The organism is Achromobacter sp. 2789STDY5608621 (assembly GCF_001299375.1).
In the GTDB taxonomy this organism is placed as follows: domain Bacteria; phylum Pseudomonadota; class Gammaproteobacteria; order Burkholderiales; family Burkholderiaceae_B; genus Achromobacter; species Achromobacter insuavis.
On record NZ_CYTU01000020.1, the window covers coordinates 1 to 21085 of the forward strand.

At 68.5% G+C, this 21085-nt stretch carries 22 protein-coding genes and 1 pseudogene; 3 read left to right on the plus strand and 20 right to left on the minus strand.

What is annotated here, in order from left to right:
• From AOZ53_RS18710 to fliF, 9 genes and pseudogenes are all read right to left on the minus strand, one after another.
• Window positions 1-171: pseudogene (locus AOZ53_RS18710) on the minus strand (flagellar motor switch protein FliN); the annotation flags it as partial.
• Entirely contained in the window at window positions 164-1171 is a 1008-nt protein-coding gene (gene fliM, locus AOZ53_RS18715) for a flagellar motor switch protein FliM (protein WP_006394458.1), read from the minus strand. The pseudogene AOZ53_RS18710 and the gene fliM, both read right to left, overlap by 8 nt.
• Window positions 1172-1173: 2 nt before the next feature.
• Window positions 1174-1782 carry a flagellar basal body-associated FliL family protein gene (locus AOZ53_RS18720; protein ID WP_035360305.1) on the minus strand — a complete coding sequence of 203 codons (609 nt, stop codon included), beginning with the start codon at window positions 1780-1782 and terminating at the stop codon, window positions 1174-1176.
• 170 nt (window positions 1783-1952) lie between these two features.
• Window positions 1953-3311, minus strand: a complete 1359-nt coding sequence (locus AOZ53_RS18725) for a flagellar hook-length control protein FliK (protein ID WP_054488879.1) — start codon at window positions 3309-3311, stop codon at window positions 1953-1955.
• 20 nt (window positions 3312-3331) lie between these two features.
• Window positions 3332-3781 carry a flagellar export protein FliJ gene (fliJ, locus tag AOZ53_RS18730; protein ID WP_054435710.1) on the minus strand — a complete coding sequence of 150 codons (450 nt, stop codon included), beginning with the start codon at window positions 3779-3781 and terminating at the stop codon, window positions 3332-3334.
• Window positions 3774-5249 carry a flagellar protein export ATPase FliI gene (fliI, locus tag AOZ53_RS18735; protein WP_054435712.1) on the minus strand — a complete coding sequence of 492 codons (1476 nt, stop codon included), beginning with the start codon at window positions 5247-5249 and terminating at the stop codon, window positions 3774-3776. The genes fliJ and fliI overlap by 8 nt, the downstream gene beginning before the upstream one ends.
• Entirely contained in the window at window positions 5246-5989 is a 744-nt protein-coding gene (fliH, locus tag AOZ53_RS18740) for a flagellar assembly protein FliH (RefSeq protein ID WP_054435714.1), read from the minus strand. Before fliH ends, fliI begins: the two co-directional genes overlap by 4 nt.
• A complete protein-coding gene (gene fliG / locus AOZ53_RS18745) occupies window positions 5982-6992 on the minus strand; it encodes a flagellar motor switch protein FliG (RefSeq protein ID WP_035360309.1) in 1011 nt (336 codons plus the stop codon). The genes fliH and fliG overlap by 8 nt, the downstream gene beginning before the upstream one ends.
• Window positions 6982-8649, minus strand: coding sequence for a flagellar basal-body MS-ring/collar protein FliF (gene fliF, locus AOZ53_RS18750; RefSeq protein WP_054488881.1), 1668 nt, complete (start codon window positions 8647-8649; stop codon window positions 6982-6984). Before fliF ends, fliG begins: the two co-directional genes overlap by 11 nt.
• 347 nt (window positions 8650-8996) lie before the next feature.
• Between fliF and fliE the strand changes: the two genes are divergently transcribed.
• Entirely contained in the window at window positions 8997-9329 is a 333-nt protein-coding gene (fliE, locus tag AOZ53_RS18755) for a flagellar hook-basal body complex protein FliE (protein ID WP_035360311.1), read from the plus strand.
• Window positions 9330-9539: 210 nt separating this feature from the next.
• Here fliE and AOZ53_RS18760 read toward each other — a convergent pair whose 3' ends face one another.
• The 7 genes from AOZ53_RS18760 to AOZ53_RS18790 all read right to left on the minus strand — a co-directional run bounded on the left by AOZ53_RS18760 (window position 9540) and on the right by AOZ53_RS18790 (window position 14797).
• Window positions 9540-10337 carry a flagellar brake protein gene (locus AOZ53_RS18760; RefSeq protein WP_054488883.1) on the minus strand — a complete coding sequence of 266 codons (798 nt, stop codon included), beginning with the start codon at window positions 10335-10337 and terminating at the stop codon, window positions 9540-9542.
• Between the two features lie 24 nt (window positions 10338-10361).
• Entirely contained in the window at window positions 10362-10676 is a 315-nt protein-coding gene (locus AOZ53_RS18765; RefSeq protein ID WP_006394467.1) for an EscU/YscU/HrcU family type III secretion system export apparatus switch protein, read from the minus strand.
• Window positions 10676-12043 (minus strand): flagellar hook-length control protein FliK, encoded by a 1368-nt coding sequence (locus tag AOZ53_RS18770; protein WP_054488884.1) that lies wholly within the window; start codon window positions 12041-12043, stop codon window positions 10676-10678. Before AOZ53_RS18770 ends, AOZ53_RS18765 begins: the two co-directional genes overlap by 1 nt.
• Window positions 12040-12393: a flagellar protein FliT gene (locus AOZ53_RS18775; RefSeq protein WP_035360316.1), complete on the minus strand. Its 354-nt coding sequence runs from the start codon at window positions 12391-12393 to the stop codon at window positions 12040-12042. The genes AOZ53_RS18770 and AOZ53_RS18775 overlap by 4 nt, the downstream gene beginning before the upstream one ends.
• Before the next feature lie 47 nt (window positions 12394-12440).
• A complete protein-coding gene (gene fliS, locus AOZ53_RS18780) occupies window positions 12441-12869 on the minus strand; it encodes a flagellar export chaperone FliS (RefSeq protein ID WP_054431116.1) in 429 nt (142 codons plus the stop codon).
• An 18-nt stretch (window positions 12870-12887) separates the two neighbouring features.
• Window positions 12888-14276 (minus strand): flagellar filament capping protein FliD, encoded by a 1389-nt coding sequence (fliD, locus tag AOZ53_RS18785; protein WP_054431117.1) that lies wholly within the window; start codon window positions 14274-14276, stop codon window positions 12888-12890.
• Between the two features lie 143 nt (window positions 14277-14419).
• Window positions 14420-14797 (minus strand): flagellar protein FlaG, encoded by a 378-nt coding sequence (locus AOZ53_RS18790; protein WP_054431118.1) that lies wholly within the window; start codon window positions 14795-14797, stop codon window positions 14420-14422.
• A gap of 143 nt (window positions 14798-14940) precedes the next feature.
• Between AOZ53_RS18790 and AOZ53_RS18795 the strand changes: the two genes are divergently transcribed.
• Window positions 14941-15678 carry an IclR family transcriptional regulator gene (locus AOZ53_RS18795; RefSeq protein ID WP_054431119.1) on the plus strand — a complete coding sequence of 246 codons (738 nt, stop codon included), beginning with the start codon at window positions 14941-14943 and terminating at the stop codon, window positions 15676-15678.
• A 60-nt stretch (window positions 15679-15738) separates the two neighbouring features.
• On the opposite strand, the gene AOZ53_RS18800 is transcribed toward AOZ53_RS18795, so the two are convergent.
• The 4 genes from AOZ53_RS18800 to AOZ53_RS18815 form a co-directional block, all read right to left on the minus strand.
• Window positions 15739-16905 (minus strand): acyl-CoA dehydrogenase family protein, encoded by a 1167-nt coding sequence (locus tag AOZ53_RS18800; RefSeq protein WP_054431120.1) that lies wholly within the window; start codon window positions 16903-16905, stop codon window positions 15739-15741.
• The gene (locus tag AOZ53_RS18805) at window positions 16905-18137 is read right to left on the minus strand and encodes a CaiB/BaiF CoA transferase family protein (RefSeq protein WP_054431121.1); all 1233 of its coding nucleotides are present in this window, start codon (window positions 18135-18137) and stop codon (window positions 16905-16907) included. Before AOZ53_RS18805 ends, AOZ53_RS18800 begins: the two co-directional genes overlap by 1 nt.
• Window positions 18134-19105, minus strand: a complete 972-nt coding sequence (locus AOZ53_RS18810) for a Bug family tripartite tricarboxylate transporter substrate binding protein (RefSeq protein WP_054431122.1) — start codon at window positions 19103-19105, stop codon at window positions 18134-18136. The genes AOZ53_RS18805 and AOZ53_RS18810 overlap by 4 nt, the downstream gene beginning before the upstream one ends.
• 76 nt (window positions 19106-19181) lie before the next feature.
• Window positions 19182-19598, minus strand: a complete 417-nt coding sequence (locus AOZ53_RS18815) for a cupin domain-containing protein (protein WP_054488886.1) — start codon at window positions 19596-19598, stop codon at window positions 19182-19184.
• 164 nt (window positions 19599-19762) lie between these two features.
• Between AOZ53_RS18815 and folC the strand changes: the two genes are divergently transcribed.
• Window positions 19763-21073 (plus strand): bifunctional tetrahydrofolate synthase/dihydrofolate synthase, encoded by a 1311-nt coding sequence (gene folC / locus AOZ53_RS18820; protein ID WP_054431124.1) that lies wholly within the window; start codon window positions 19763-19765, stop codon window positions 21071-21073.
• Window positions 21074-21085: the final 12 nt, after the last annotated feature.

The window sequence follows — 21085 nt, forward strand, 5'->3', positions numbered from 1 at the left end:
GGCGGGCGGCGTGGCGGCGGTCTGCTCGGCCATGGCGGCGGCCCAGTCGTCCTGGGCGGGCTTCAGGCCATCCGCCTGGGTGGGCGGATTGGCGCGGGATTGTTCGGCGAGCGCGTCGGCCCAGTCGTCGGCCGGGGACGAGCCGGAGCCGGGCTCGTTCTTGTCAGTCATGGTCGGGGGCCTCGTTAGATTCGGTATCGTAGGTAAACATGTTCTGCACGCGCAGGGCGTACTGGCCGTTAAAGACGCCGTAGCCGCATTCCATCAGCGGCACGCCATCGACGTGGGCAATGACGGTCTGCGGCACATCCACGGGCAGGATGTCGCCGACCTTCATGCGCATCAGTTCGCGGATGTTGGACGGAATGCGCGCGAATTCGGCGACCACGTCGATGTCGGCGCTGCGCACCTGGCGTGAAAGCTGTTGCGACCAGCGCTGGTCGACTTCTTCCAGCGTGGTTTCCTGCAGCGGCCGCGTGAGCAGGTCGCGCACCGGCTCGATCATGGAGTAGGGCAGGCAGATGTTCAGGTCGCCGCCGGTCGCGCCGAATTCGATGTGGAACGAGGTGACGACCACCACTTCATTGTTGCCGGTGATGCTGGCGAACTTGGTGTGCATCTCCGAGCGGACGTAATCGAATTCGATCGGGTAGACGGGGTCCCAGGACTTGCCGTAGCTTTCCAGGGTCAGGTTGAGCAGGCGCCGGATGATGCGCTGTTCGGTGGTGGTGAAGTCACGGCCCTCGACCCGCGTGTGGTAGCGGCCATCGCCGCCGAACAGGCTGTCGATGACCAGGAACACCAGGTTCGGGTCATAGGTGAACAGGGCGGTGCCGCGCAGCGGCTTCATCTGCACCATGTTCAGGTTGCTGGGAACCGGCAGGTTGCGTTCGAAGTCCGCGTACTTCTGGATCTTGATGGAACCGACGGTGATGTCGGCGCTGCGGCGCATGAAATTCAGCAACACGCTGCGCATCTGGCGCGCAAAGCGTTCGTTGATGAGTTCCAGCGTCTGCATGCGCCGGCGCACCACGCGGTCCGGCGAGCTCAGGTCATAGGCACGGGCGCCGTCGTTGGGGCCCGCGGATTCCTTTTTGCTGTCGCTCTCGCCCGTGACGCCGGCCAGCAGCGCGTCGACTTCGTCCTGCGAAAGAAACGCCTCGTAGGCCATGCTTATTGCACCACGAACGCCGTATACAGTACGTCGGTGACATACTGGCCGTCCGGCAGGGGCGCGAACGGGCGGTTGACGGCTTGCTTGATGGCGTTGGCCATGTCGGTCTTGCCCTGTTGCGTCTGCACGCCGGTGGGCGATTGCGAAGACAGCACCATCAGGATGCGGCTGCGCACTTCAGGCATGTACTTTTCAAGGCGGATACGGGTCTGCTCGTCGCTGACGCGCAGGGTCAGGCCGACGTGCATGATGCGCTCGGTGTCGGCGTTCTGCAGCGTGACCGTGAAGGCCTCGATCGGCACGAAGATCGGCGCGGGCACCGCGGCCGGCGTGGTCGGCGGGGCAACGAAGGTGGTCGGCGTGGCTTGCGGGCCCGCTGCGCCGGGCTGGCCCGGCTGGCCGCCGGTCTGGCCGACGCCCAATTGCACCGGCGCGCCGCCCTGCGGCTGCATGCGCTGCGCGACGAACCAGGTCGCGCCCGCGCTCGCGGCCGCCACCAGCAACAGCACCAATATCATGAGCAACGGGCGAAGGATGCGGCCTATGCCGCCGGAGCGTGTCGGAAGCGCGCCGCGCGGCGGCATGGTTGTGGGTTTGGAAGTCGCCATCTCGGTGTCGATGCGTGTTTTGCCGCTGATGAAAACGGATTCTTAGTGGATGAAAGCATTCTGCCCGAAATGCGTCCCCGGCTTGGAGGCGAAAAACAGGGCGAAAGCCGCGTATCTCAAGCTATTGCTGCACCGCCCGCAACCGTTGCCAGCCGCGGGCCGCGCGATTGTTACGCGAAGGTGTCGACCAGCGCATTGGCGTTGCGCGAAGCCGTCACGGCGACCGCCTGGCCATCGCTCGCGCCGTCGGCCACGGCGGCGCCGTTGCCGCCACCCTGGCGCTGCGAACCGCCGCCATTCTGCTGGGCGAATTCCTGCTGCGCGGCCTGTTCACCGACGCTGGTCTGACCCAGCGAGATGCCGGCCTGGGCCAGCGCCTGCTGCAACTGCGGCAGCGCGGTTTCGATGGCCTGGCGCACCGAGGCATGGGCCGAGACGAACGAGGCGCTGGCCACGCCGTCGGCCAGGTTGATGCTGACGCGCAGCGGGCCGAGGTCGGGCGGATCCAGGCGCAGTTCGGCGGTCTGGGTGCCCTGGCGCGCGTTGTTGCTCATGACGACCATCTGCTGGCCCAGTTCGGTGCCCCAGTGCGTGCCGCCCACGGGGGTGGCGACCTGCAGCACGACCGGCACAACGGGCACGGCGACGCTGGCGGGGTTGGCGATGGGGGCGGGCTGCTGGCGCTGCGAGGCGGCGGCGATGGCCTGGGCCAGGTGATCCTGGGCGTTCGCGGCGTGCTGCGGCACCTGGAACTGTTGCGCGGTGCTGAGCGCCGGCGCGTTGGTTTCCTCTTCGGTGCGCGCATGCTGCGGCGCGGCCGGCGCCGGCTCGGCGGCGGCCACGCGCACGTTGGCGGCGCGGGGCTGCGCGGCCTCGGGCGTGGGGCGCGGCAACTCGGCGGCGGGCGCGGCCTTGGCGGGCGTCTCGGCGATCGGCGTGGAACCCGGCTTGACGGCGGCGGTGACCACCGGCTGGGCGATCTGCGCATCGCGGCTGGCCTGGATGGCGGCGGCTTCGGCCTGCTGCGCGGTGGCGGGCACCGGCGCGCGCGGGGTGGCGATGGCGTCGTTGGCGGTCAGGGCGGCCTGCACCACGGCGGCGCCGGTGCTGACCGCGGTGGCGGCGGCCTGCGCGGTGCCGCGCGCCAGCTGCACCTGTTCGGCCGCCTGGGCGGCGATCTCCAGCGCCTGCTGCGGCAGCACCGGCGCGGCCGGCTGCTGCGCGGCGACGGCGAGCGCGCCGGCCTCGGCCTGGGTGGCGGTCTGCACGGCGTTGTCGATGGCCTGGGCGGCGGCGTCCTCGGCGTTGCCAGCGGCGTCACCGGAATTCTTGCCGCCGGCCTGCGTCTTGGCGCCGCTGTTGGAGGCGGGGCGCGCGTCGGCGGACGGATTGGGACGCTGCTGGGCCAGCACGTCGGAGAAGGACGGACCCTTCTTGGCCGTGGCCGGCGCGGCCTTGGCGCCGAGCGTGTCGGCGATCGAGACCGGCGCGGCGGGCGCGATGGCGGGGGTGGGCAGGGGAGCGGTCATGGCGGGCTTCCTGTGGGCAATTAATGCATCCCGGCCTGGCGCTGGACCAGGCGGGCGGAGTATTCGTCGTTGGCGCGCTGTTCGCGGCGCGATTCGACCACGGCCTGGGCGCGCAATTCGCGCTGCGCCAGGGCGTCGTACGAGTTGAGCTTGCGCTTTTCCTGCTGCCAGTAGAGCCGGCCCTTGGCCAGGTTCTCGTCGGCCTGGCGCAGCACGCCTTGCTGCTGGACGATGGCGTCGTCCAGGGTGCCGATGAAGCGCTGGTAGTTGTGGCAATCGCTGGCCGACATGCCGGTGGTCATGGCCTGCTGCAGGCGTTCCAGGTAGTCCTGGCGATAGTCCTGCAGCATGCCGAGCTGGCGTTCGGCATTGGTGCGTTCGGTGCTGAGCCGGCCGAGCAGGCGGGCGGCTTCGTCCGTGCTCTCCTTGGCCAGGTTGATCAGCATGTCCAAGGGCAATTGGCTAGGCATAGGTGTCCCTCAATTCAAAGCTGGCGCGCAACTGCTCCACCGCGTCCTCGTAGCCGACGTTCTCGCCGATATCCTGTTGCAGGAAGGCTTCCAGGCGCGGGTAGCGGGCGATGGCATCGTCCAGCTGCGGGTCGTTGCCGGCGGCGTAGGCGCCCACGGCGATCAGGTCGCGGTTGCGCTGGTAGCGCGACAGCGTCTGCTTGAAGCGGCGCACCACCGAGAACTGCTGCTGCGTGATCAGCGAAGTCATGGCGCGCGAGATCGAGGCCTCGATGTCGATGGCGGGGTAGTGGCCGGCTTCGGCCAGGTGGCGCGACAGCACCACGTGGCCGTCCAGGATGGCGCGCGCCGAGTCGGCGATCGGATCCTGCTGGTCGTCGCCCTCGGCCAGCACTGTATAGAAGGCGGTGATCGAGCCGGCCTTGCCGCTGGGGCCGGGCGCGCCCATGCCGGCGCGTTCCACCAGCATCGGCAGCTTGGCGAACACCGACGGCGGATAGCCCTTGGTGGCGGGCGGCTCGCCGATGGCCAGCGCGATTTCGCGTTGCGCCATGGCGTAGCGGGTGAGCGAGTCCATGATCAGCAGCACGTCCAGGCCCTGGTCGCGGAAGTGTTCCGCCAGGCGCGTGGCGTAGGCCGCGCCCTGCAGGCGCAGCAGCGCTGAGACGTCGGCCGGGGCGGCCACCACCACCGAGCGCGCCAGGCCCTCGGGGCCCAGGTTGTGCTCGATGAATTCCTTGACTTCGCGGCCGCGTTCGCCGATCAGGCCGACCACGATGACGTCGGCCTTGGTGTAGCGGGCCATCATGCCCAGCAGCACGCTCTTGCCGACGCCGGAGCCGGCGAACAGGCCCATGCGCTGGCCGCGGCCAACGGTGAGCAGGCCGTTGATGGCGCGCACGCCGGTGTCCAGCACGGTGTCGATCGGGGCGCGCGACAGCGGGTTGATCGGCAGCGCCGACAGCGGCGCGAGTTCGGCGCCCGTCAGCGGGCCCAGGCCGTCCAGCGGCCGGCCGGCGCCGTCGAGCACGCGGCCGAGCAGGGCGTTGCCCACCGGCAGGTGGCGGCCCAGTTGCGGCTTGGCATTGCCGTTCAGTTCGGCCTTGCGCGGCAGCGGGATCTGGCGTTGCACGGGCGGTTCGCCGGGCACCACGCGGGCGCCGGGCGGCAGGCCGGAGATGTCGGCCTGCGGCATCAGGTACAGGGTGTGGCCGTCGAAACCGACCACTTCGGCGTCGGCCCAGTGGTCATGGCCGCGCGCGATCTCGATGCGGGCGGCGGCGCCCACCGGCAGGCGCAGTCCGGTGGCGTGCAGCACCAGGCCCGTGGCGCGCGTGATCTTGCCGCTGACCAGCCAGGGGTCGGTCGAGGCGGCGCGGATCGACCCGATCTGCAGCTGGGTCTGCCAGCGGTCGATCACGGGCACGGCCGGTTGGCCGGGCTGCGCGGGGGCCTGATTGGCGCTCACGCCGGGTCCTCCCAGTGGACGTTGCGGCCCAGCGAGGCCGCGACGCGGCGCCAGCGGGTCTGCAGGGTGGCGTCGATGTCGCCGAACGGCGTCTCGGCGCGCACGCCGCCGCGGGCGATGGATTCGTCGGCCAGCACACGCCAGTGGCCTTCCTTGAGTTCGTCGGCCAGGTGCAGGCGGATCAGCTCGATGTCGGCGGGATTGGCCCACAGGCGCATCTGGCCGCCGGCGGTGGGGTTGATGTGCAGCACTTCGCGCACGGCGCTGGCCACGGTGTCGGGCTGCTCGGCCAGGGTGGTGCGCACCACCTGCTGGGCGATGTCCAGCGCCAGCGTCAGCAGGCTCTGGCCCATTTTTTCTTCGAGCGAGCCGACCGATTCGGCGCAGGCCTGCACCAGCGCGTGCAGGCGCCGGGCTTCCTCGGCGCCTTGTTCGCGGGCCTGGGCCAGGCCCTCGGCGTAGCCGGCTTCGCGGCCAGCGGCGAGGCCGGCCTCATGGCCTTCGGCATGGCCGGCGGCCAGGCCCTCGGCGTGGCCCTGCGCATGGCCGGCCGCGTGGCCTTCGGCGCTGGCCTCGGCGCGCAGCTGGGCCATCACCACTTCCGGATCGGGGCCCGGATCGGGTTCCGGCTCGGGTTCGACTGCGACGGGCGGCGGCTCGTCGAACGACAGCATCTGCCAGCGCCGCCAGGCGGCGCTGCGCGAGATGAGCGTCGACTGACCGGTATCCGCTTCAGACATACGCGTCGTCTCCGGAGTTGCCCAGTACGATCTGGCCGCTCTCGGCCAGGCGGCGGGCGATCTGCAGGATCTTCTTCTGCTCGGTCTCGACCTTCGACATGCGGATCGGGCCTTGCGCTTCCAGGTCCTCGCGCAGCATTTCGGCGGCGCGGCTGGACATGTTGCGCAGGAACTTGGCGCGCAGCTCTTCCTGGGCGCCCTTGAGCGCGACCATGAGCGTGTCGTTGTCGATTTCCTTGAGGATGAGCTGGATGGCGCGGTCCTCGACGTCGAGCAGGTTGTCGAACACGAACATCTCGTCGATGATCTTCTGCGCCAGGTCGTTGTCGCGTTCGCGCAGGCTGGCGACCACGGTCTCCTCTTCGGCCGAATTCATCATGTTGAGAATCTCGGCCGCGGTGCGCACGCCGCCCATCTTGCTGCGCTTGGCGCCCTGGCCGGCCAGCACGGAATTGAGCACTTCGGTCAGTTCCGACAGGGCGGCCGGCTGCACGCCGCCGAAGGTGGCGATGCGCAGCATGACGTCGTTGCGCAGGCGGTCGGTCAGCAGCGCCAGCACGCCGGCGGCGCGGTCGCGCTCCAGGTGCACCAGGATGGTGGCGATGATCTGCGGGTGCTCGTCGCCGATCAGTTCGGCCACGGTGTGCGGGTCGAGCCAGTTCAGCGCGTCGATGCCGCTGCCGCCTTCGCCGGCTTCCAGGATGTCCTCGATCAGGCCGGCGGCGCGGTCGCTGCCCAGCGCCTTGGTCAGCACGGTGCGGATGTAGTCGTCCGAACCCAGCGTGACGGCCATGAACTGGTCGGCTTCCTGGCGGAATTCCTCCAGCACCACGGCGACGTCGTTGCGGGTGACCTGCTTGAGGCTGGCCATGGCGGCGCCGACCTGCTGGACTTCGCGGGCGGAGAGGTACTTGAAGACCTCGGCGGCGGCGTCTTCACCCAGCGACATCATCAGGACGGCGCTGCGCGTCATGCCGTCCATCGGCTTGGCATCATTTTTCATCTTTGGTCATCCAGGTGCGCAGGACCATCGCGACGGCGCGCGGATCCTTGTTCGCCATCGTGCGGGCGCGTTCCAGGTTGTCCTGGTAACGGTCGGTTTCCTTGGCGCGGGCCACGTCCTGGGCCTCGCGCTGGGCTTCGATGCGTTCGGCCTCGGCCACTTCCGGATCAACCGGCGGGTACAGGTAGTCGCCCACCGAGCGGCGCACCTTGCGGTACAGCCACAGGGCCAGCACGCCACCGACCAGCCATGCCAGGATGGTCTTGAACAGCGAGATCATTTCCGGATCGCGCCACATCGGCAGCGCCGGCGGGCCGTCGTTGAACTGGCTGTTGACCAGGTTCAGCGAATCGCCGCGGCTTTCCGAGTAGCCCATCGCCTCGCGCACGAGGTTGGTCAGCTTGCTCAGCTCCTCGGGCGGCAGGGCCTTGAGATCGCCGTCCTTGTCGCGCACGTAGTTCACCACCACGGCGACCGACAGGCGCTTGACCGTGCCGACCGGCTGCTTGATGTGGCTGATGGTGCGGTCGACTTCGTAGTTGGTGGTGGCGTCGCGGCGGTCGCTGACGGTGCCGCCGGCGTTCTGGCCGCCGGTGGTGGTCTGTTGTTGTTGCTGCTGTTGCTGTTGCGGCTGGCCCGGGCGCGGCGGCTGGGTCTGCGGCGGATTGGCGATCGGCGCCTGGGCGTTGCCCGGCGGCTGATTGGACAGGGCGCCGGGGACGCCCTGGGCGGGATTGATGCCGCGCTGGTTCTGGTCGCTGGTCTGCTGGCTGCGGATGGCGGCCTGGCCGGGTTCCTGGTTGGGGCGGTAGACCTCGGAGGTTTCCTCGCGGCGGGCGAAGTCCATTTCGGCGCTGGCCTGGGCGTGCACGTTGCCCGGGCCGACCAGCGGATTGAGGATGGTCAGGATGCGTTCGACGGTGCGCTGCTCGGTTTCCCGGACCATGCGCGTCTGGTCGGCGTCCATGCCGCGGCCTTCGCCCAGCGGCGAGGACAGCAGGCGGCCGTTCTGGTCGACGACCGAGACGTTTTCAGCGGTCAGTTCGGGCACGCTGGAGGCGACCAGCCACGAAATGGCCGAAACCTGGGCATCGCTCAGGCTGCGGCCGGGGTAGACGTTCAGCAGCACCGAGGCGGTCGGCGGCTGGCGTTCGCGCACGAACAGCGACTGGCGCGGCATGGCCAGGTGCACGCGGGCGTGCTGCACGGTGTGCATGGATTCGATCGAACGCGCCAGCTCGCCTTCCAGGCCGCGCTGGTAGTTGATCTGCTCGGCGAACTGGCTGGCGCCGAAGCGGGCGTTGTCCATCAGCTCGAAGCCGACCGAGCCGCCGCGCGGCAAGCCCTGCGACGCCAACTGCAGGCGGGCGTCGTAGACGCGGTCGGCCGGCACCAGCAGGGCGGTGCCGGTGTCGTTGTACTTGTAGGGCACGTTCATGGTGCCCAGGGCCGTCACGATGGCGCCGCCGTCGCGGTCGTCCAGGTTCGAGAACAGCACCTTGTACTTGGGTTCGCTGCTCCACATCGCCACGGCGACGATGAGCGCGACCACCGCGGCTGCCGCGCCAAGCAGGATCGGCTTGGGCAGGACGCGTATCTTTTCCAACACGGGAAACTTCGCCAGAAGCGACGCGCTCAGGGTAGCCTGCTGATTCATTGGCGGCTCCCGCTGGCTTCGCGGAGCAGGGAAAATGACTTCATGTTCGGGTAGGGCAGATTACACATGCAACGTGCTTCTGGTCTGGGGAGAGCCTGGATTATTGCTGCTGCGTTAGCAAACCCAATCGTCGAAAACAGCGGTTTTTTGGCGTTACTTATCCCCTATGTAGACAAGCGACCGTGGCGGGGGAATGGGGCGGGCGGCGGTGGACGCCGGCGGGGGCGGCGCATTCGGGGAAATATCGGGTGTTTTGGCGGCTTTTAGCCGCTATGGCGCCGGGGTTGCCGGGTTACGCTGCCTGCATCGTTGGCGTAGTCCACGCCCCACCAGCAAGGAATAACGTAATGGCTGTATCAGGCTTGTCCGGCATCGAGAGCATGCTCCAGCAGATGCGCGTGGCCGTCACCAAGGCCGAGACCGGCAACCTCGCCGCCGGCGAGGCCGTGGCCCAGCCCGACGGCTTCGCCGCCGAGCTGCAACGCTCGATCCGCCGCGTCACCGGCGCGCAGAATGCCGCCACGGCGCAGGCCAAGGCCTTCGAAATGGGCGCGCCCGATGTGTCGCTCAACGACGTGATGATCGACCTGCAAAAAGCCAGCATCGGCTTCCAGACGGCCGTCCAGGTCCGCAACAAGCTGGTCGCGGCCTACAAGGAAATCTCGTCGATGGCCGTGTAACGGCGCAAGCAGGGCCAGAACGGCCCAACCTCGGCGGGAACACCCCAATCTGGGCCAGAACGGCCCAGTCTGGGCTGGAACACCCCAATCTAGGCCAGAACATCCCAATCTGGGCTAGAACATTCGCCCCGCCGCCCGGCCGCCCGAAGGCGGGGCAGCCCCCTCGGGGGGGCAGCAAGCACGCAACGCGTGCGCCGCGTGGGGGCAACACTACCTTGCGTTTTTTTCCAGGCGCCAGACGACCTGCTGCAGCCAGTTTTCCTGCCGCGCGTCCAGGTTCAGGAACACCGCGCCCAGATGGCTCATGGGCGGTTCGCCGGTCAGCGACACATGGGTCGGCGCCGGTTCGTCCGGGCTGTCGGCCTGGACCATGGGCTGGCCCGAGATCGGGTACACGTTGCGCACTTCGAGGTGCGCGCTGAGCTTGCCCAGGTCGCCGAAGTCCAGTCGCACGTCTTCCAGCACCGACCCGCGTTCCGGCAGGGCCTGCACCGCCAGTTCCACCCGCAGGCCGACGCCGTCGACCGACAGATCGCGCACCGAGAAACTGATCGGCTTCTCGGCCGGATCGGGTTGCCACGACGCCTGGCAGCGGTTGGCGTTGCTGATCAGCGAGGCGCGGAACATCTTGCGGCGCTGGATGCGGGCCAGATGCTCGGGGAAGGGCGACATCAGCGCGGCGCTGCCGTCATCGAAATGGATGACTTCGGGGCGCTCGACGCGGAAGCGGATCTGCACGCCGCCGTAGGCGGTGGCGTGGAAATGGAAGGTGGTGCCGCTCAGCAGGCCCATGCTGTCGGACTGTTCGAAGTCGGCGCCGGCATAGTCGCGCGGGCGCCAGAAGAACTGGCGGGTCTGCTTGTCGGCGCCCAGCACCAGCACCGCCATCTCGCGATCGGCGGCGTCACGCACCAGGATATGGCTGTCGGGGTGCGTCAGTTCGAAAAGGGCGGCGCGCATGTCTTCCGGCCGCGTGAGCAGGAATTCCGGATCGCTGGCATCCAACACAGTGGTGTCCTTGGAAAATAGGGGTCAGGCTGGCGGCGCGGCGTCGGGAAGCTCGCGCGATTCGAGGCGATACAGCCAGGCCAGCAATTCTGCCACCGCTACGTAGAGTTGGGGAGGAATATGCGCATCCAGGTCCACCTGCATCAGCAGGCCGACGAGTTCGCGCGATTCGTGGACGTAGAGTCCGTTTTCCTCGGCGGCGCGCACGATGGTGTCGGCCAGCTGGCCGTAACCCTTGGCCACCACGCGCGGAGCGGCGTCCTTGTCGTCGTACGAGATCGCGACCGCGGCGTTGCGGTTGGCGTTGGGGCCCTGATCGGGTGGCGGGGCGGTGCGCATCAGAAATCCGTGGGCATGACGGGACGCGGATCGACCACGTTCACCACCAGGTGGCTGAGCGTGAGACCGGCGGCCAGCAGGCGGGAGCGCAACTGGTCCGAGGACTCGTTGAGTTCGGCCGCGCCATGGGGGGCGACCAGTTGCAGCACGATCTGGTCGCCTGCCAGGTTCAGGCGCGCGTCCACCAGGCCCAGGCGGGGCAGGTCCAGCTTCAGGCGGGTGGCCCAGGTGGGCACGCCCGATTCCGGATCGCCGCCATAGGGCTCGCGCTCGACTTCCCACTCCATGGGGGTGCCGGGCCAGGCTTCGCCTTGCCAGGTCAGCGCCTGGTTGGCCAGCACGTCGAGCTGCTGGCGCACCAGCACGGTGAGATCCTGGTGGATGCCGCTGACCGGCGTGCCGGGCGCGGGCGTATTGGTGCCGCCGGCCGTCGTCGGCGCGTCGCCGCCCGAGCGGCTGGCGGAGGTGCCGGCGCTGTCGGCGCGCGGCCGGGCGAGGTCGGCTTCGCTGGGGACGCCGCTGCGCGTGAGCTTGGCTTGCGGCTCTTGCTGCAACTGGGCCGGATTGCTGCGGCCGAAGACCATGTCGGTCAGGTGCGATTCGTAGAACAGGCCACTGGTCTGCAGCGCCGCGCGCAGCGCCTGGCCCAGCGCGCGGGCGGAGGGTCCGGCCGCCGCCATGCTGGCGTGGGCCGTGGCGTCGGCGCCCTTGGCGCCGCCGGGGGCGTCAGCCGCGCCGCCGGGGCGGCCGGGCTTGGCGCCGAGCTGGGTATCGGCTTCGAGGTCGGCGCTGGCTGCCGCGGCGGCGGCCAGCGCCGCGGTCGCGCTGGCGGCCGTGGTCGTGGCGGGCGTCGCCGCGCCAGTGGCGGGAGGTTGGGGTTGTCCGGGTTGCGCCGGCTGTGCGGCGGCCTGGCCGGCGCCAGGCTGGGCCGGCGCGCCGCTGCCTGGCGCCGGCGCATTGGCTGACCACAAGGGGGCGCGGCCCAGCACCGCCGGCGCGGCGTCGGGATATTGGGCCAGCAGCGCCAGGATCGCGCGGGCGGTGGTGCCCAGCGTGGTGGGGGCCGAGGCCGTGGTGTCGCTGCTGGTGACCAGGCCGCGGGCGGCCAGCGCCAGTGCGGCGGCGGTCTTGGCGTCAAGGACGGTGGCCGGGCGGTCGCCGCGGGCGCCGCCGGTCTGGATGCCTTGTCGCGGGTCGCGATTGGAACCGTCGGCCGAGCCGGGCTTGTCCAGGTTGCCGGGCTGGCTGACCGCATCCGGCCGCGCGCCCGACACCTGGTTGGCGCTGGCGGCGGACATCGTCGTGCCCAGCACGGCGTCCAACCGCTGCACTAGGACGTTGCCGAGTGCCGCGGGACCTACGCTCATGCTTCAGGCGCCTGGTAGCCGTAGGCCGACAGCAGGGTCTGCTGGCGCTTCATGCGGCCCAGCAGTTCGCCCAGCCGGGCCAGTTGCGGGAGCGCCAGGTCGCGCGTGAGCGCGTCGTTTTCGAGGATGCGCACCAGCAGGTCGTACTTCATGGCGCGGCCGGCCTCGTCCAGCGGCGCGGTTGGTTCCGCGATCCGCAGGCGCTCGACCAGCTCGCAATATTGCTGCCCGTGGGCCATCGCCGTATCCCAGTCTCCGGCCTGGGCGGCCGTCAACATCTCGCCCGTGATGAGGGCGATCTCCTGGTAGTGTTCCAGAATAGGGGATGAGTACTGGGTAAGGGACGTCATGGAAATCTCGGGCGTTCGATGGCTGGCTGAATTTGTGTTTTTGGCCATCAGGGCTGGGCAAGGCCAGCCGGTCGGTCGATGGAAGTCTGCCAAGCCTCGGCCAGATCCGCCAACAGGCGGTCGGCAATGTCGAGTTGCTCGGCATTCGCTTTCAGATTTGCCGTCAGCAAGGTGCGGACGATGTAATCGTAGAGCCGGGCGAGGTTGGCGGCGATCTCGCCGCCAGCCTCCATGTTCAACCCGGTCTTCAAGCCTTCATCGACGATCTTGATCGCTTTCGAGATGGCCGCGCCGCGCTCGGCGACCCGGCCTTCCTGCAGATGGATGCGCGCCTGTCCGATCGCCGCCCGGGCACCCAGGTACAACAGGGTGATCAGCCGCTCGGGACTCGCGCCCAGAACCTGGGTTTCCAGGCCGATATCGGCGTAGGAGCGGACGGATTGAGACCCAGTGGGGCGGCGGGCGGCGTAAGTCATTAATGCATCTTCTACAGGTTATTTGCTCGATTTGTTCATCGCCGCAAATTGTTGGGTCAGGTAGTTGCCGGTGACGGCCAGTTGGGAAACGTACTTGTCCAATGCGACAAAACGGGTGCGCATCTGGTCCATTTCAGCGTCGCTGGCGGCCTTGGCGCGCTTTTGCTGGGCGTCCAGGTCACTAATCGACTTGGCCAGGCCGTCGGTGCGCGTCTTGAGCGAACCGGTGCTGCCCAATACGTCCTTGAAAGCCTTTTCGAAAGTCTTGGCCAGGCCGTTGTCGCCGGTCAGCAGCTTGGTGACGTCGGCCGGATTGGTGCTCAGCGCCTTGTCCAGCTTGGTTTGGTCGAGCTTGAGCTGGCGCGTCTGGGGATCGGTGGTGATGCCCAGGTCGGCCAGCGAGCGGACCGACCCTTCGCCCAGCATGGCTTGCAGCGCGTTGGTCACCGACGCCTGGATCGAGCGGGTGGTGCCGTCGCCGGTCAGCGGCTGGTTGGTGGCCGCCTTGGCGTCGAAAGCCGTCAGGCTCTTGATGGTCGATTGCAGCGAGTTGTAGTTCTTGACGAAATCCTGGATCGCCTTGCTGGCGACTGACGGATCCGCTTCCAGCTTCAGCGTGATCGGCTTGTCGGTCTCGGTTTTCTCGGTCAGGTTCAGCGTGACGCCGTCGATGACGTTGGCGACGTTGTTCGAGCCGCTCTTGACGGGGAGGCCGTTGATGATCAGTTGGGCGTCTTCAGCCTTGGTATTGGCCAGGCCGGTCGTGGAGCCGTCGGCGGCGGTGCTGAAGGACAGGATGTCCTTGAGCGACTGGTCGCCGGTGACGGTGATGTTCTTGACCGAGGCCTGGACACCGGTGTCCTTGGCCGTCAGCATCAGGTAGTTGTTGCCGTTGCCGTCATTGATAACGGTGGCGCGCAGGCCGGACTTGTCGTCGGCGTTGATGGCCTTGACGATGCCGTTGAGCGAGGTGTCGCCTTTCAGGTCGATGGTGCGCTTGGTGCCGTCGGCCAGCTCGACTTCGAACGAGCCGGTGTCGCCGTGCTTGGCGGTGCGGTCTGCCACGGCGCCCGATTGCAGGCTCTGGGCGCGGGCCAGGTTCTTCACTTCGATGACGTACTGGCCCGCGGTGGCGCCCTCGGCGGCCACACTGGCCGTCAAGGCGTTGCCGCCGGTGACGCTGCCCTTGATGGCAGCCATCGTCTCGGTCTTGCCCAGCACGGCAGCGGACTTTTGCAGCGCTTCCAGGGCGCTCTGCAGTTTCGCGTAAGCGTCGATGCGAGTCTGGTAGCTTTGCGCGCGCGTGGTGTAGATCGAGAGCTTCTTATCCTCGGCGTCTTGCAGCTTTTTCAGCGTTTCTTCCAGTGGCAGACCGGAGGACGAACCGAGGTTGGTGATAGAGGCCATGTGAAATCCTTCCTAGCGATGCGATTCTGTCAAAAATAGGGTGCCGGCGATTGGCCGGGTAAGGGCATAAGGCGGGCCTAATTCGATGATTCCATCATCGATTGGCGCCAAAAGGGGCACAGAGGAAAGTACGGGAATTCATGTCAAGCCGAGGTCTTGATGCCATTTCCCTGCATGTTCACGATCATTTTGGCGATCTTGAGCACGGCTTCGCTGGGGATGGTGCGTATGACGTCCCCGGACTTGGCGTCGACCACCGACACCACCACCTGGTGGACGTCCGGGTCGACCTCGAACTGCAACTGGGTCGACCAGGCCTTCATCTGCTCGTTGATTTCGTCGAGCGCCTTGTCGAGGGGCAGCTTCTGCGAATTCGACTGCTCCGACGTCGCGGAATCGGCGCCGCTGCTATTGGTGCTGGCAACGGGCGGGGCGACGGTGACGGATGGATCTGCGACGATGGGCACGGCCGCGACCGGCGACGGTGCGAACGTAGCGGGGGCTAACGGGGTTACGGCCATGATCACTCCAGCGGCGGTGCGGGCGTCTCGGAGGAACGCGCTGTTTTCAGGGAATTCTCAGCTACGATTACGGCAGCGCCGCAGGGAACTTTAGCCCTCGTAACAGCGGGCTGTTTCATGTGCTAACAAGTTGGGATCGGGCAATGAGTGTCAAGACGGCGTTGCGAGTCATAGAAATCATCGAAACCTATGCCCGGGAGAAGCGCGCACTGCCCCTGTCGGAACTGGCCCGGCTGCTGGATGTGCCGGTTTCCAGCTGCCTGGCGCTGATCCGCACCCTGACCGGCCTGGGTTACCTCTACGAAACCGGACGCCGCCAGGGCTACTACCCGACCGGCCGCCTGCTGGCAATGGCGCAACGCATCGCCCGCGCCGATCCGGTGCTGGACCGGGTCTATCCCAGCCTGGTTGAATTAAGGGACGCAACTCGGGAAACCGTCGTCTTCGCCAAGCTGACGCAGGACGGCCGGGTGGTCTACCTGGATGTGCTGGACTCTCCGCATACGATCCGATACGCGCCCGTTGCCGGCGAGTTCAAAGACGTACACGCAAATTCGCTGGGTAAAGCGCTCATGTCGCTGCTGGACGAGCCGGCCCGCGACGCCTTGCTCGGCAACGGGCCGCTGACGCGCCACAACGAACGCACGCTGGTCACCCGCGAGGCGGTGCTGCAGGACTTGGCGCTGTCGCGCCAGCGCGGCTGGTTCATGAACAGCGGCGAGTCGATTCCCGACGTCGGCGCCATCGCCTGGCCGGTGACCCTGTCGGGCGAGCACTACGCCATCTCCGTGGGCGGTCCGATCTACCGGATCGAGCCGTGCCAGGAGGAATACGCCCGCATCCTGCGGGCGGCCTGCACCGGACTGGAACAGCAGTCCTGAGGCGGCCCCGGCCGGCCCGGGCGCAAGGCGCGCCGGGCGGACGCGCAAGGGGCGGGCGCCTCAATATGACTTCGGCAGGCCCAGCACCTTTTCCGCGATGAAGCACATGATCAGCTGCGGGCTGACCGGCGCGATGCGCGGGATGAAGCTCTCGCGCAGCAGCCGCTCCACGTGGTATTCCTTGGCGTAGCCCATGCCGCCCAGCGTCATCACGGCGGTCTGGCAGGCGTTGTAGCCGGCCTCGGCCGCCAGGTACTTGGCGGCGTTGGCGCTGGGGCCGCAGGGTTCGCCGGCATCGTACAGGCTGGCGGCCTTGAACACCATCAGGTCGGCCGCCTCCAGCTGCATCCAGGCCTGCGCCAGCGGGTGCTGGATGCCCTGGTTCTGGCCGATCGGCCGGCCGAACACATGGCGCTCGCCGGCGTAGCGCACCGCCCGCTCCAGCGCGGCGCGGCCGATGCCGACCGCCTCGGCCGCGATCAGGATGCGTTCCGGGTTCAGGCCATGCAGGATGTACTCGAAGCCCCGGCCTTCCTCGCCGATCCGGTCCGCCAGCGGGATCCGCAGGCCGTCGATGAACAGCATGTTCGAGTCCACCGCCTTGCGGCCCATCTTCTCGATTTCACGCACCTCGACCTTGCCGCGGTCCAGGTCGGTGTAGAACAGCGACAGGCCCTGGGTCGGCTTGGCCACCTCGGACAGCGGCGTGGTGCGCGCCAGCAGCAGCATCTTGTCGGCCACCTGGGCGGTCGAGATCCAGATCTTGCGTCCATGCACCACGTATTCGTCGCCCTGGCGCACGGCGCGGGTGCCGAGCTTGGTGGTGTCCAGGCCGGCGTCGGGCTCGGTGACGGCGAAGCAGGCCTTCTGCCGGCCGGCGATCAGCGGCGGCAGCCAGCGGGCGCGCTGTTCGTCGTTGCCGAACACCACCACGGGATTGAGGCCGAAGATGTTCATGTGCACGGCCGACGCGCCGGTGAAGCCGGCGCCCGAGGCGGCGATGGTCTGCATCATCAGCGCGGCCTCGGTCATGCCCAGGCCGGCGCCGCCATGTTCCGGCGGCATGGCGATGCCGAGCCAGCCGTCGCGCGCCAGGTCGGCGTGCAGCGGCTCGGGGAAGCCGCCTTCACGGTCGCGTTCCAGCCAGTATTCGTCGGGATAGCGCGCGCAGATGCGGGACACGGCGTCGCGCAACGCCAGTTGATCGGGGGTGAATGCAAAGTCCATCAGTCGGTTCCATCCTGGGTGATGCGATTGGCGAAGAGCGCGTCGATGCCGGCGGGGTCGTAGCCGGCCTCGGCCAGCACCTCGCGGCTGTGCTGGCCCAGCGTCGGCGCCGGGCGCCGGATGGCGGTCGGCGTGCCCTGGTAGCGGCCGAGCGGCGCGGGGGTGCGCAGGCGGCCCTCGGTCGGGTGCTGGTGGTCCTGCACGAAGCCGGTGGCGGCCAGGTGCTCGTCCAGCAGCAGGTCGTCGACCGTGTAGAGCTGCGAGGCCGGGATGTCGGCATCCGCCAGTTCCCGCAGCCAGTCCTGGCTGGCGCGGGTGCGGATGACGTCGGCGACGAAGGCGTAGACCTCGTCGATATGGGCCGCGCGGGCGCCGTGGGTGTGAAAGCGCGGATCCTGCGCCAGTTCCGGCTGGCCGATCAGCGCGAAGAAGTTGCGCCAATGCTTGTCGTTGTAGATCAGCAGGCAGATATAGCCGTCGGCGGTGGCGTAGGGCCGGCGGTGCGGCGCCAGCAGCCGAGCGTAGCCGGTGGGGCCGAGCGGCGGCTCGAAGGTGGCCCCGCCCAGGTGGTCGCCCAGCACCAGGTGCGCCATGCCCTCGAACATCGGGATCTCGACCTGCTGGCCCTGGCCGCTGACGCGGGCGTGCAGCACCGCCGACACCAGCGCGATGCCCACGTGCAGGCCCACGGCGCGGTCGGCCAGCGTCAGCGGCGCGTAGCGCGGCACGTCGCCGCTCTGCTGCGCCGCCAGCGCGGCGATGCCGGTCTGGCCCTGGATCAGGTCATCGTAGGCGGGCCGGCCGGCGTAGGGGCCGGCCTCGCCGAAGCCATAGGCGCCCAGGTAGACGATGCGCGGGTTGCGCGCCGCCACCGCCTCGTACGACAGGCCCAGGCGCGCCATGGCCTGGGGGCGGATGTTGTAGAGCAGGGCGTCGCAGGTCTCGGCCAGCCGCAGGCAGGCCTCGCGGCCTTCCGGCGTCTTCAGGTCCAGCACCACCGAGCGCTTGTTGCGGTTCAGGTGCAGGTACAGGTGGCCCATGCCCGGATTGCGCATCGGGCCGACGGCCCGCATGTTGTCGCCGGCGGGCGATTCGACCTTGATGACGTCGGCGCCCAGGTCGGCCAGCACCTGGGTGGCGTAGGGACCCATCACGACCGAACTGAGGTCCAGGATGCGCACGCCGGCAAGGGGGCCGGCGGCCTGCGGGGAAGCGGCGGCGGACATCGTCATTGCTGCTCGATCCCCGCGTCGCGGATCAGCTTGCCCCACAGGTCGCGCTGTTCGCCGACGAACTGGCCGAAGGCTTCGGGCGAGCTGGAGAAAGCGTCAAAGCCCAGGCCCGCCAGGCGCTTGCGCACGTCGGGCTTGGCCACCACCTGCTTGATGGCGTCGTTGAGTTTCGCCACCACCTCGGGCGGCATGCCGGCCGGGCCGAAGTAGCCGTTCCATGAATTCAGGTCGAAGTCCGGCACGCCCGACTCGGCCATGGACGGCAGGTCCGGCACGATGGCGCTGCGCTCGGCGGTGGACACCGCCAGCGCCCGCAACTGGCCCGACTGCACGAACGGCAGGCCGGAGGCCAGGTCGGTGAACATGAAGTCGACCTGGCCGCCGACCACGTCGGTCAGGCCTTGCGGCGTGCCCTTGTAGGGCACGTGCAGGATGTCGATCTTGGCGCGGTTGGCCAGGGTGGCGCCGGCCACGATGCCGGTGCTGTTGCCGCTGGCGTAGGTGATGCGGCCCGGATGCTGGCGCGCGTCGGCGACCAGGTCGGCCACCGTCTTCCAGGGCCGCTTGGGGTTGGCGACCAGGATGAAGGGCAGGTTGCCGCCGCGCGCGATGGGGGTGAAATCCTTGACCGGATCGTAGGGAATGTTCTTCATCAGCCAGGGAGCGGCCGAATGCGAGGTGTTGGTGGTCACGAACAGCGTGTAGCCGTCCGGCTTGGCGCGCGCCACGTAGCTGGCGGCGATGGTGGCGTTGGCGCCGGGCTTGTTCTCCACCACGATCTGCTGGCCCAGGATGGTCGACAGCTCGGCGCCGAAGATGCGGCCGACCGCGTCGGTGCCGGAGCCGGCCGGGAACGGCACGATCAGGGTGATGGGTTTGTTCGGATAGTCCGCGGCGTGGGCGGCGGGCAGGGCCAGCACGGTGGCGCCGCCGACCAGGGTGGCGCCCAACAGGCGTAGTAGTCGCATGGTTTGTCTCCAGGGGATGCGAAACGGGCGCGGCTTCTGCGGCCGCTGCCCGGGGTGGGCCGGTCTGCGCGGCGCCTCAGGCGCCGGCGGTCGATGGGGGAAAACCGCGGATCACGCGGTCGGGCGATTCTTCATACGGCGGCGTGTAGATCACCAGCAGCCGCGCGGGCTCGTCGCTGGTCACGGTGAACACGTGCGGGATGTCGGGCGGGAAATAGCAGCAGTCGCCCGGACCCATGTCGGCCCATTCGTCCTGCACCTGGGCGCGGGCGGAGCCCGACAGCAGGTAACAGACCTGCTCGATGCCCGGATGGGCGTGCGGCAGCGCGCCCTGGCCCTTGTCGATCACGCCCAGCAGCACTTCCACGCCGCGCGAGCCCACCGTGTCGGGGCCGATCAGGCGGCGGTTGAGGGTGCCGGTATGGTTGGCCGGGTGGTAGCCGGGCACGTCGGCTTCCCGGACCAGCCAGGCCGGGGTCTTGCGCTGCGTCATGTCTTATCCTTGTGAGTTTTCATATGTGAATTTATTTTCACGGATGAAAAAAACATCGGCAAGCGGTTTTTCCCGGCGATCCCGTGGCGTCCCAGGGGGATTAGGGAAAACACCGGGCGTGCGCTGCTAAAATCATGGGCTGTTCACCTTTGCGATCCCGCCCCATGTCTTCCGCCCTCAAGCCCGCCACCGGCGCCTCCCTGTCCGATTGGCTGCAGTACCTGGAATCGATCCACGCCACCGCGATCGACATGGGCCTGGAGCGCGTGCGGGAAGTGGCTGCCCGCATGAACCTGGAACTGCCGGGCGTGAAGTTCGTGGTGGGCGGCACCAACGGCAAGGGCTCGACCTGCTCGATGCTGGAGTCGATCCTGCTGGCCGCGGGTTACAAAGTCGGGCTGTACACCTCGCCGCACCTGATCGATTTCAACGAGCGCGCGCGCGTCAATGGTCAGATCGCCTCGGACGAGGCCCTGATCGAGCAGTTCATCGCGGTCGAGGCCGCGCGCGGCGAGACGTCCCTGACGTACTTCGAATTCACCACGCTGGCGATCCTGCGCCTGTTCTCGCAGTCGCGCCTGGACGCGGTGGTGCTGGAAGTCGGCCTGGGCGGCCGCCTGGACGCCGTCAACATCATCGACGCCGACTGTGCCATCGTCACCAGCGTCGACCTGGACCACATCGAGTACCTGGGCGACACGCGCGAGAAGATCGGCTTCGAAAAGGCCCACATCTACCGCGCCGGCCGGCCGGCCATCTGTGCCGACCCGGTGCCGCCGCAGTCGCTGCTCGATTACGTCGAGCAGATCGGCGCCGACCTGTGGCTGTTCAGCCGCGACTACAACTATTCCGGCGACCGCCAGCAGTGGGCCTATGGCGGCCGCGAGCAGCGCCGCAGCGCGCTGGCCTATCCGGCGCTGCGCGGCGCCAACCAGCTGCTGAACGCGTCGGCGGCGCTGGCCGCGCTGGAATCGGTGCGTGACCGCCTGCCGGTGCCGCAGCAGGCGGTGCGCCAGGGCCTGCTGCAGGCTTCGCTGCCGGGCCGTTTCCAGATCCTGCCGGGCCAGCCCACGGTGATCCTGGACGTGGCCCACAACCCGCACGCCGCCGCGGTGCTGGCCCAGAACCTCGACAACATGGGCTTCCATCCCTACACCTACGCGGTGTTCGGCATGCTCAACGACAAGGACCTGGCCGGCGTACTGGCCAAGATCGGCACGCGCATCGACCACTGGTTCTGCGCCGGCCTGCCGGGGCCGCGCGGCGGCTCCGGCGAACACCTGGCCGAACGGGTTGCCGCCGGCCTGCCGGCCGCGCCCGCCGGGGCCGAGGCGCCGGGCGTCTCGGCCTACGCCGATCCCGCCCAGGCCTTTGCCGCGGCGCGCGAACGGGCAGGGGAGAATGATAGAATCGTGGTGTTCGGATCATTTCTCACCGTGGCCTCGGTTTTGCAGTCTCTGGGTCGCAAGGCGTAGGCAAGAGCGGCA

Bases quoted from the DNA above. Each gene is read 5' to 3' on its own strand.
- fliM (WP_006394458.1), bottom strand. From the start codon at position 1,171: ATGGCCTACGAGGCGTTTCTTTCGCAGGACGAAGTCGACGCGCTGCTG.
- AOZ53_RS18720 (WP_035360305.1), bottom strand. From the start codon at position 1,782: ATGGCGACTTCCAAACCCACAACCATGCCGCCGCGCGGCGCGCTTCCG.
- AOZ53_RS18725 (WP_054488879.1), bottom strand. From the start codon at position 3,311: ATGACCGCTCCCCTGCCCACCCCCGCCATCGCGCCCGCCGCGCCGGTC.
- fliJ (WP_054435710.1), bottom strand. From the start codon at position 3,781: ATGCCTAGCCAATTGCCCTTGGACATGCTGATCAACCTGGCCAAGGAG.
- fliH (WP_054435714.1), bottom strand. From the start codon at position 5,989: ATGTCTGAAGCGGATACCGGTCAGTCGACGCTCATCTCGCGCAGCGCC.
- fliG (WP_035360309.1), bottom strand. From the start codon at position 6,992: ATGAAAAATGATGCCAAGCCGATGGACGGCATGACGCGCAGCGCCGTC.
- fliF (WP_054488881.1), bottom strand. From the start codon at position 8,649: ATGAATCAGCAGGCTACCCTGAGCGCGTCGCTTCTGGCGAAGTTTCCC.
- fliE (WP_035360311.1), top strand. From the start codon at position 8,997: ATGGCTGTATCAGGCTTGTCCGGCATCGAGAGCATGCTCCAGCAGATG.
- AOZ53_RS18765 (WP_006394467.1), bottom strand. From the start codon at position 10,676: ATGCGCACCGCCCCGCCACCCGATCAGGGCCCCAACGCCAACCGCAAC.
- AOZ53_RS18770 (WP_054488884.1), bottom strand. From the start codon at position 12,043: ATGAGCGTAGGTCCCGCGGCACTCGGCAACGTCCTAGTGCAGCGGTTG.
- AOZ53_RS18775 (WP_035360316.1), bottom strand. From the start codon at position 12,393: ATGACGTCCCTTACCCAGTACTCATCCCCTATTCTGGAACACTACCAG.
- fliS (WP_054431116.1), bottom strand. From the start codon at position 12,869: ATGACTTACGCCGCCCGCCGCCCCACTGGGTCTCAATCCGTCCGCTCC.
- fliD (WP_054431117.1), bottom strand. From the start codon at position 14,276: ATGGCCTCTATCACCAACCTCGGTTCGTCCTCCGGTCTGCCACTGGAA.
- AOZ53_RS18790 (WP_054431118.1), bottom strand. From the start codon at position 14,797: ATGGCCGTAACCCCGTTAGCCCCCGCTACGTTCGCACCGTCGCCGGTC.
- AOZ53_RS18795 (WP_054431119.1), top strand. From the start codon at position 14,941: ATGAGTGTCAAGACGGCGTTGCGAGTCATAGAAATCATCGAAACCTAT.
- AOZ53_RS18800 (WP_054431120.1), bottom strand. From the start codon at position 16,905: ATGGACTTTGCATTCACCCCCGATCAACTGGCGTTGCGCGACGCCGTG.
- AOZ53_RS18805 (WP_054431121.1), bottom strand. From the start codon at position 18,137: ATGACGATGTCCGCCGCCGCTTCCCCGCAGGCCGCCGGCCCCCTTGCC.
- AOZ53_RS18810 (WP_054431122.1), bottom strand. From the start codon at position 19,105: ATGCGACTACTACGCCTGTTGGGCGCCACCCTGGTCGGCGGCGCCACC.
- AOZ53_RS18815 (WP_054488886.1), bottom strand. From the start codon at position 19,598: ATGACGCAGCGCAAGACCCCGGCCTGGCTGGTCCGGGAAGCCGACGTG.
- folC (WP_054431124.1), top strand. From the start codon at position 19,763: ATGTCTTCCGCCCTCAAGCCCGCCACCGGCGCCTCCCTGTCCGATTGG.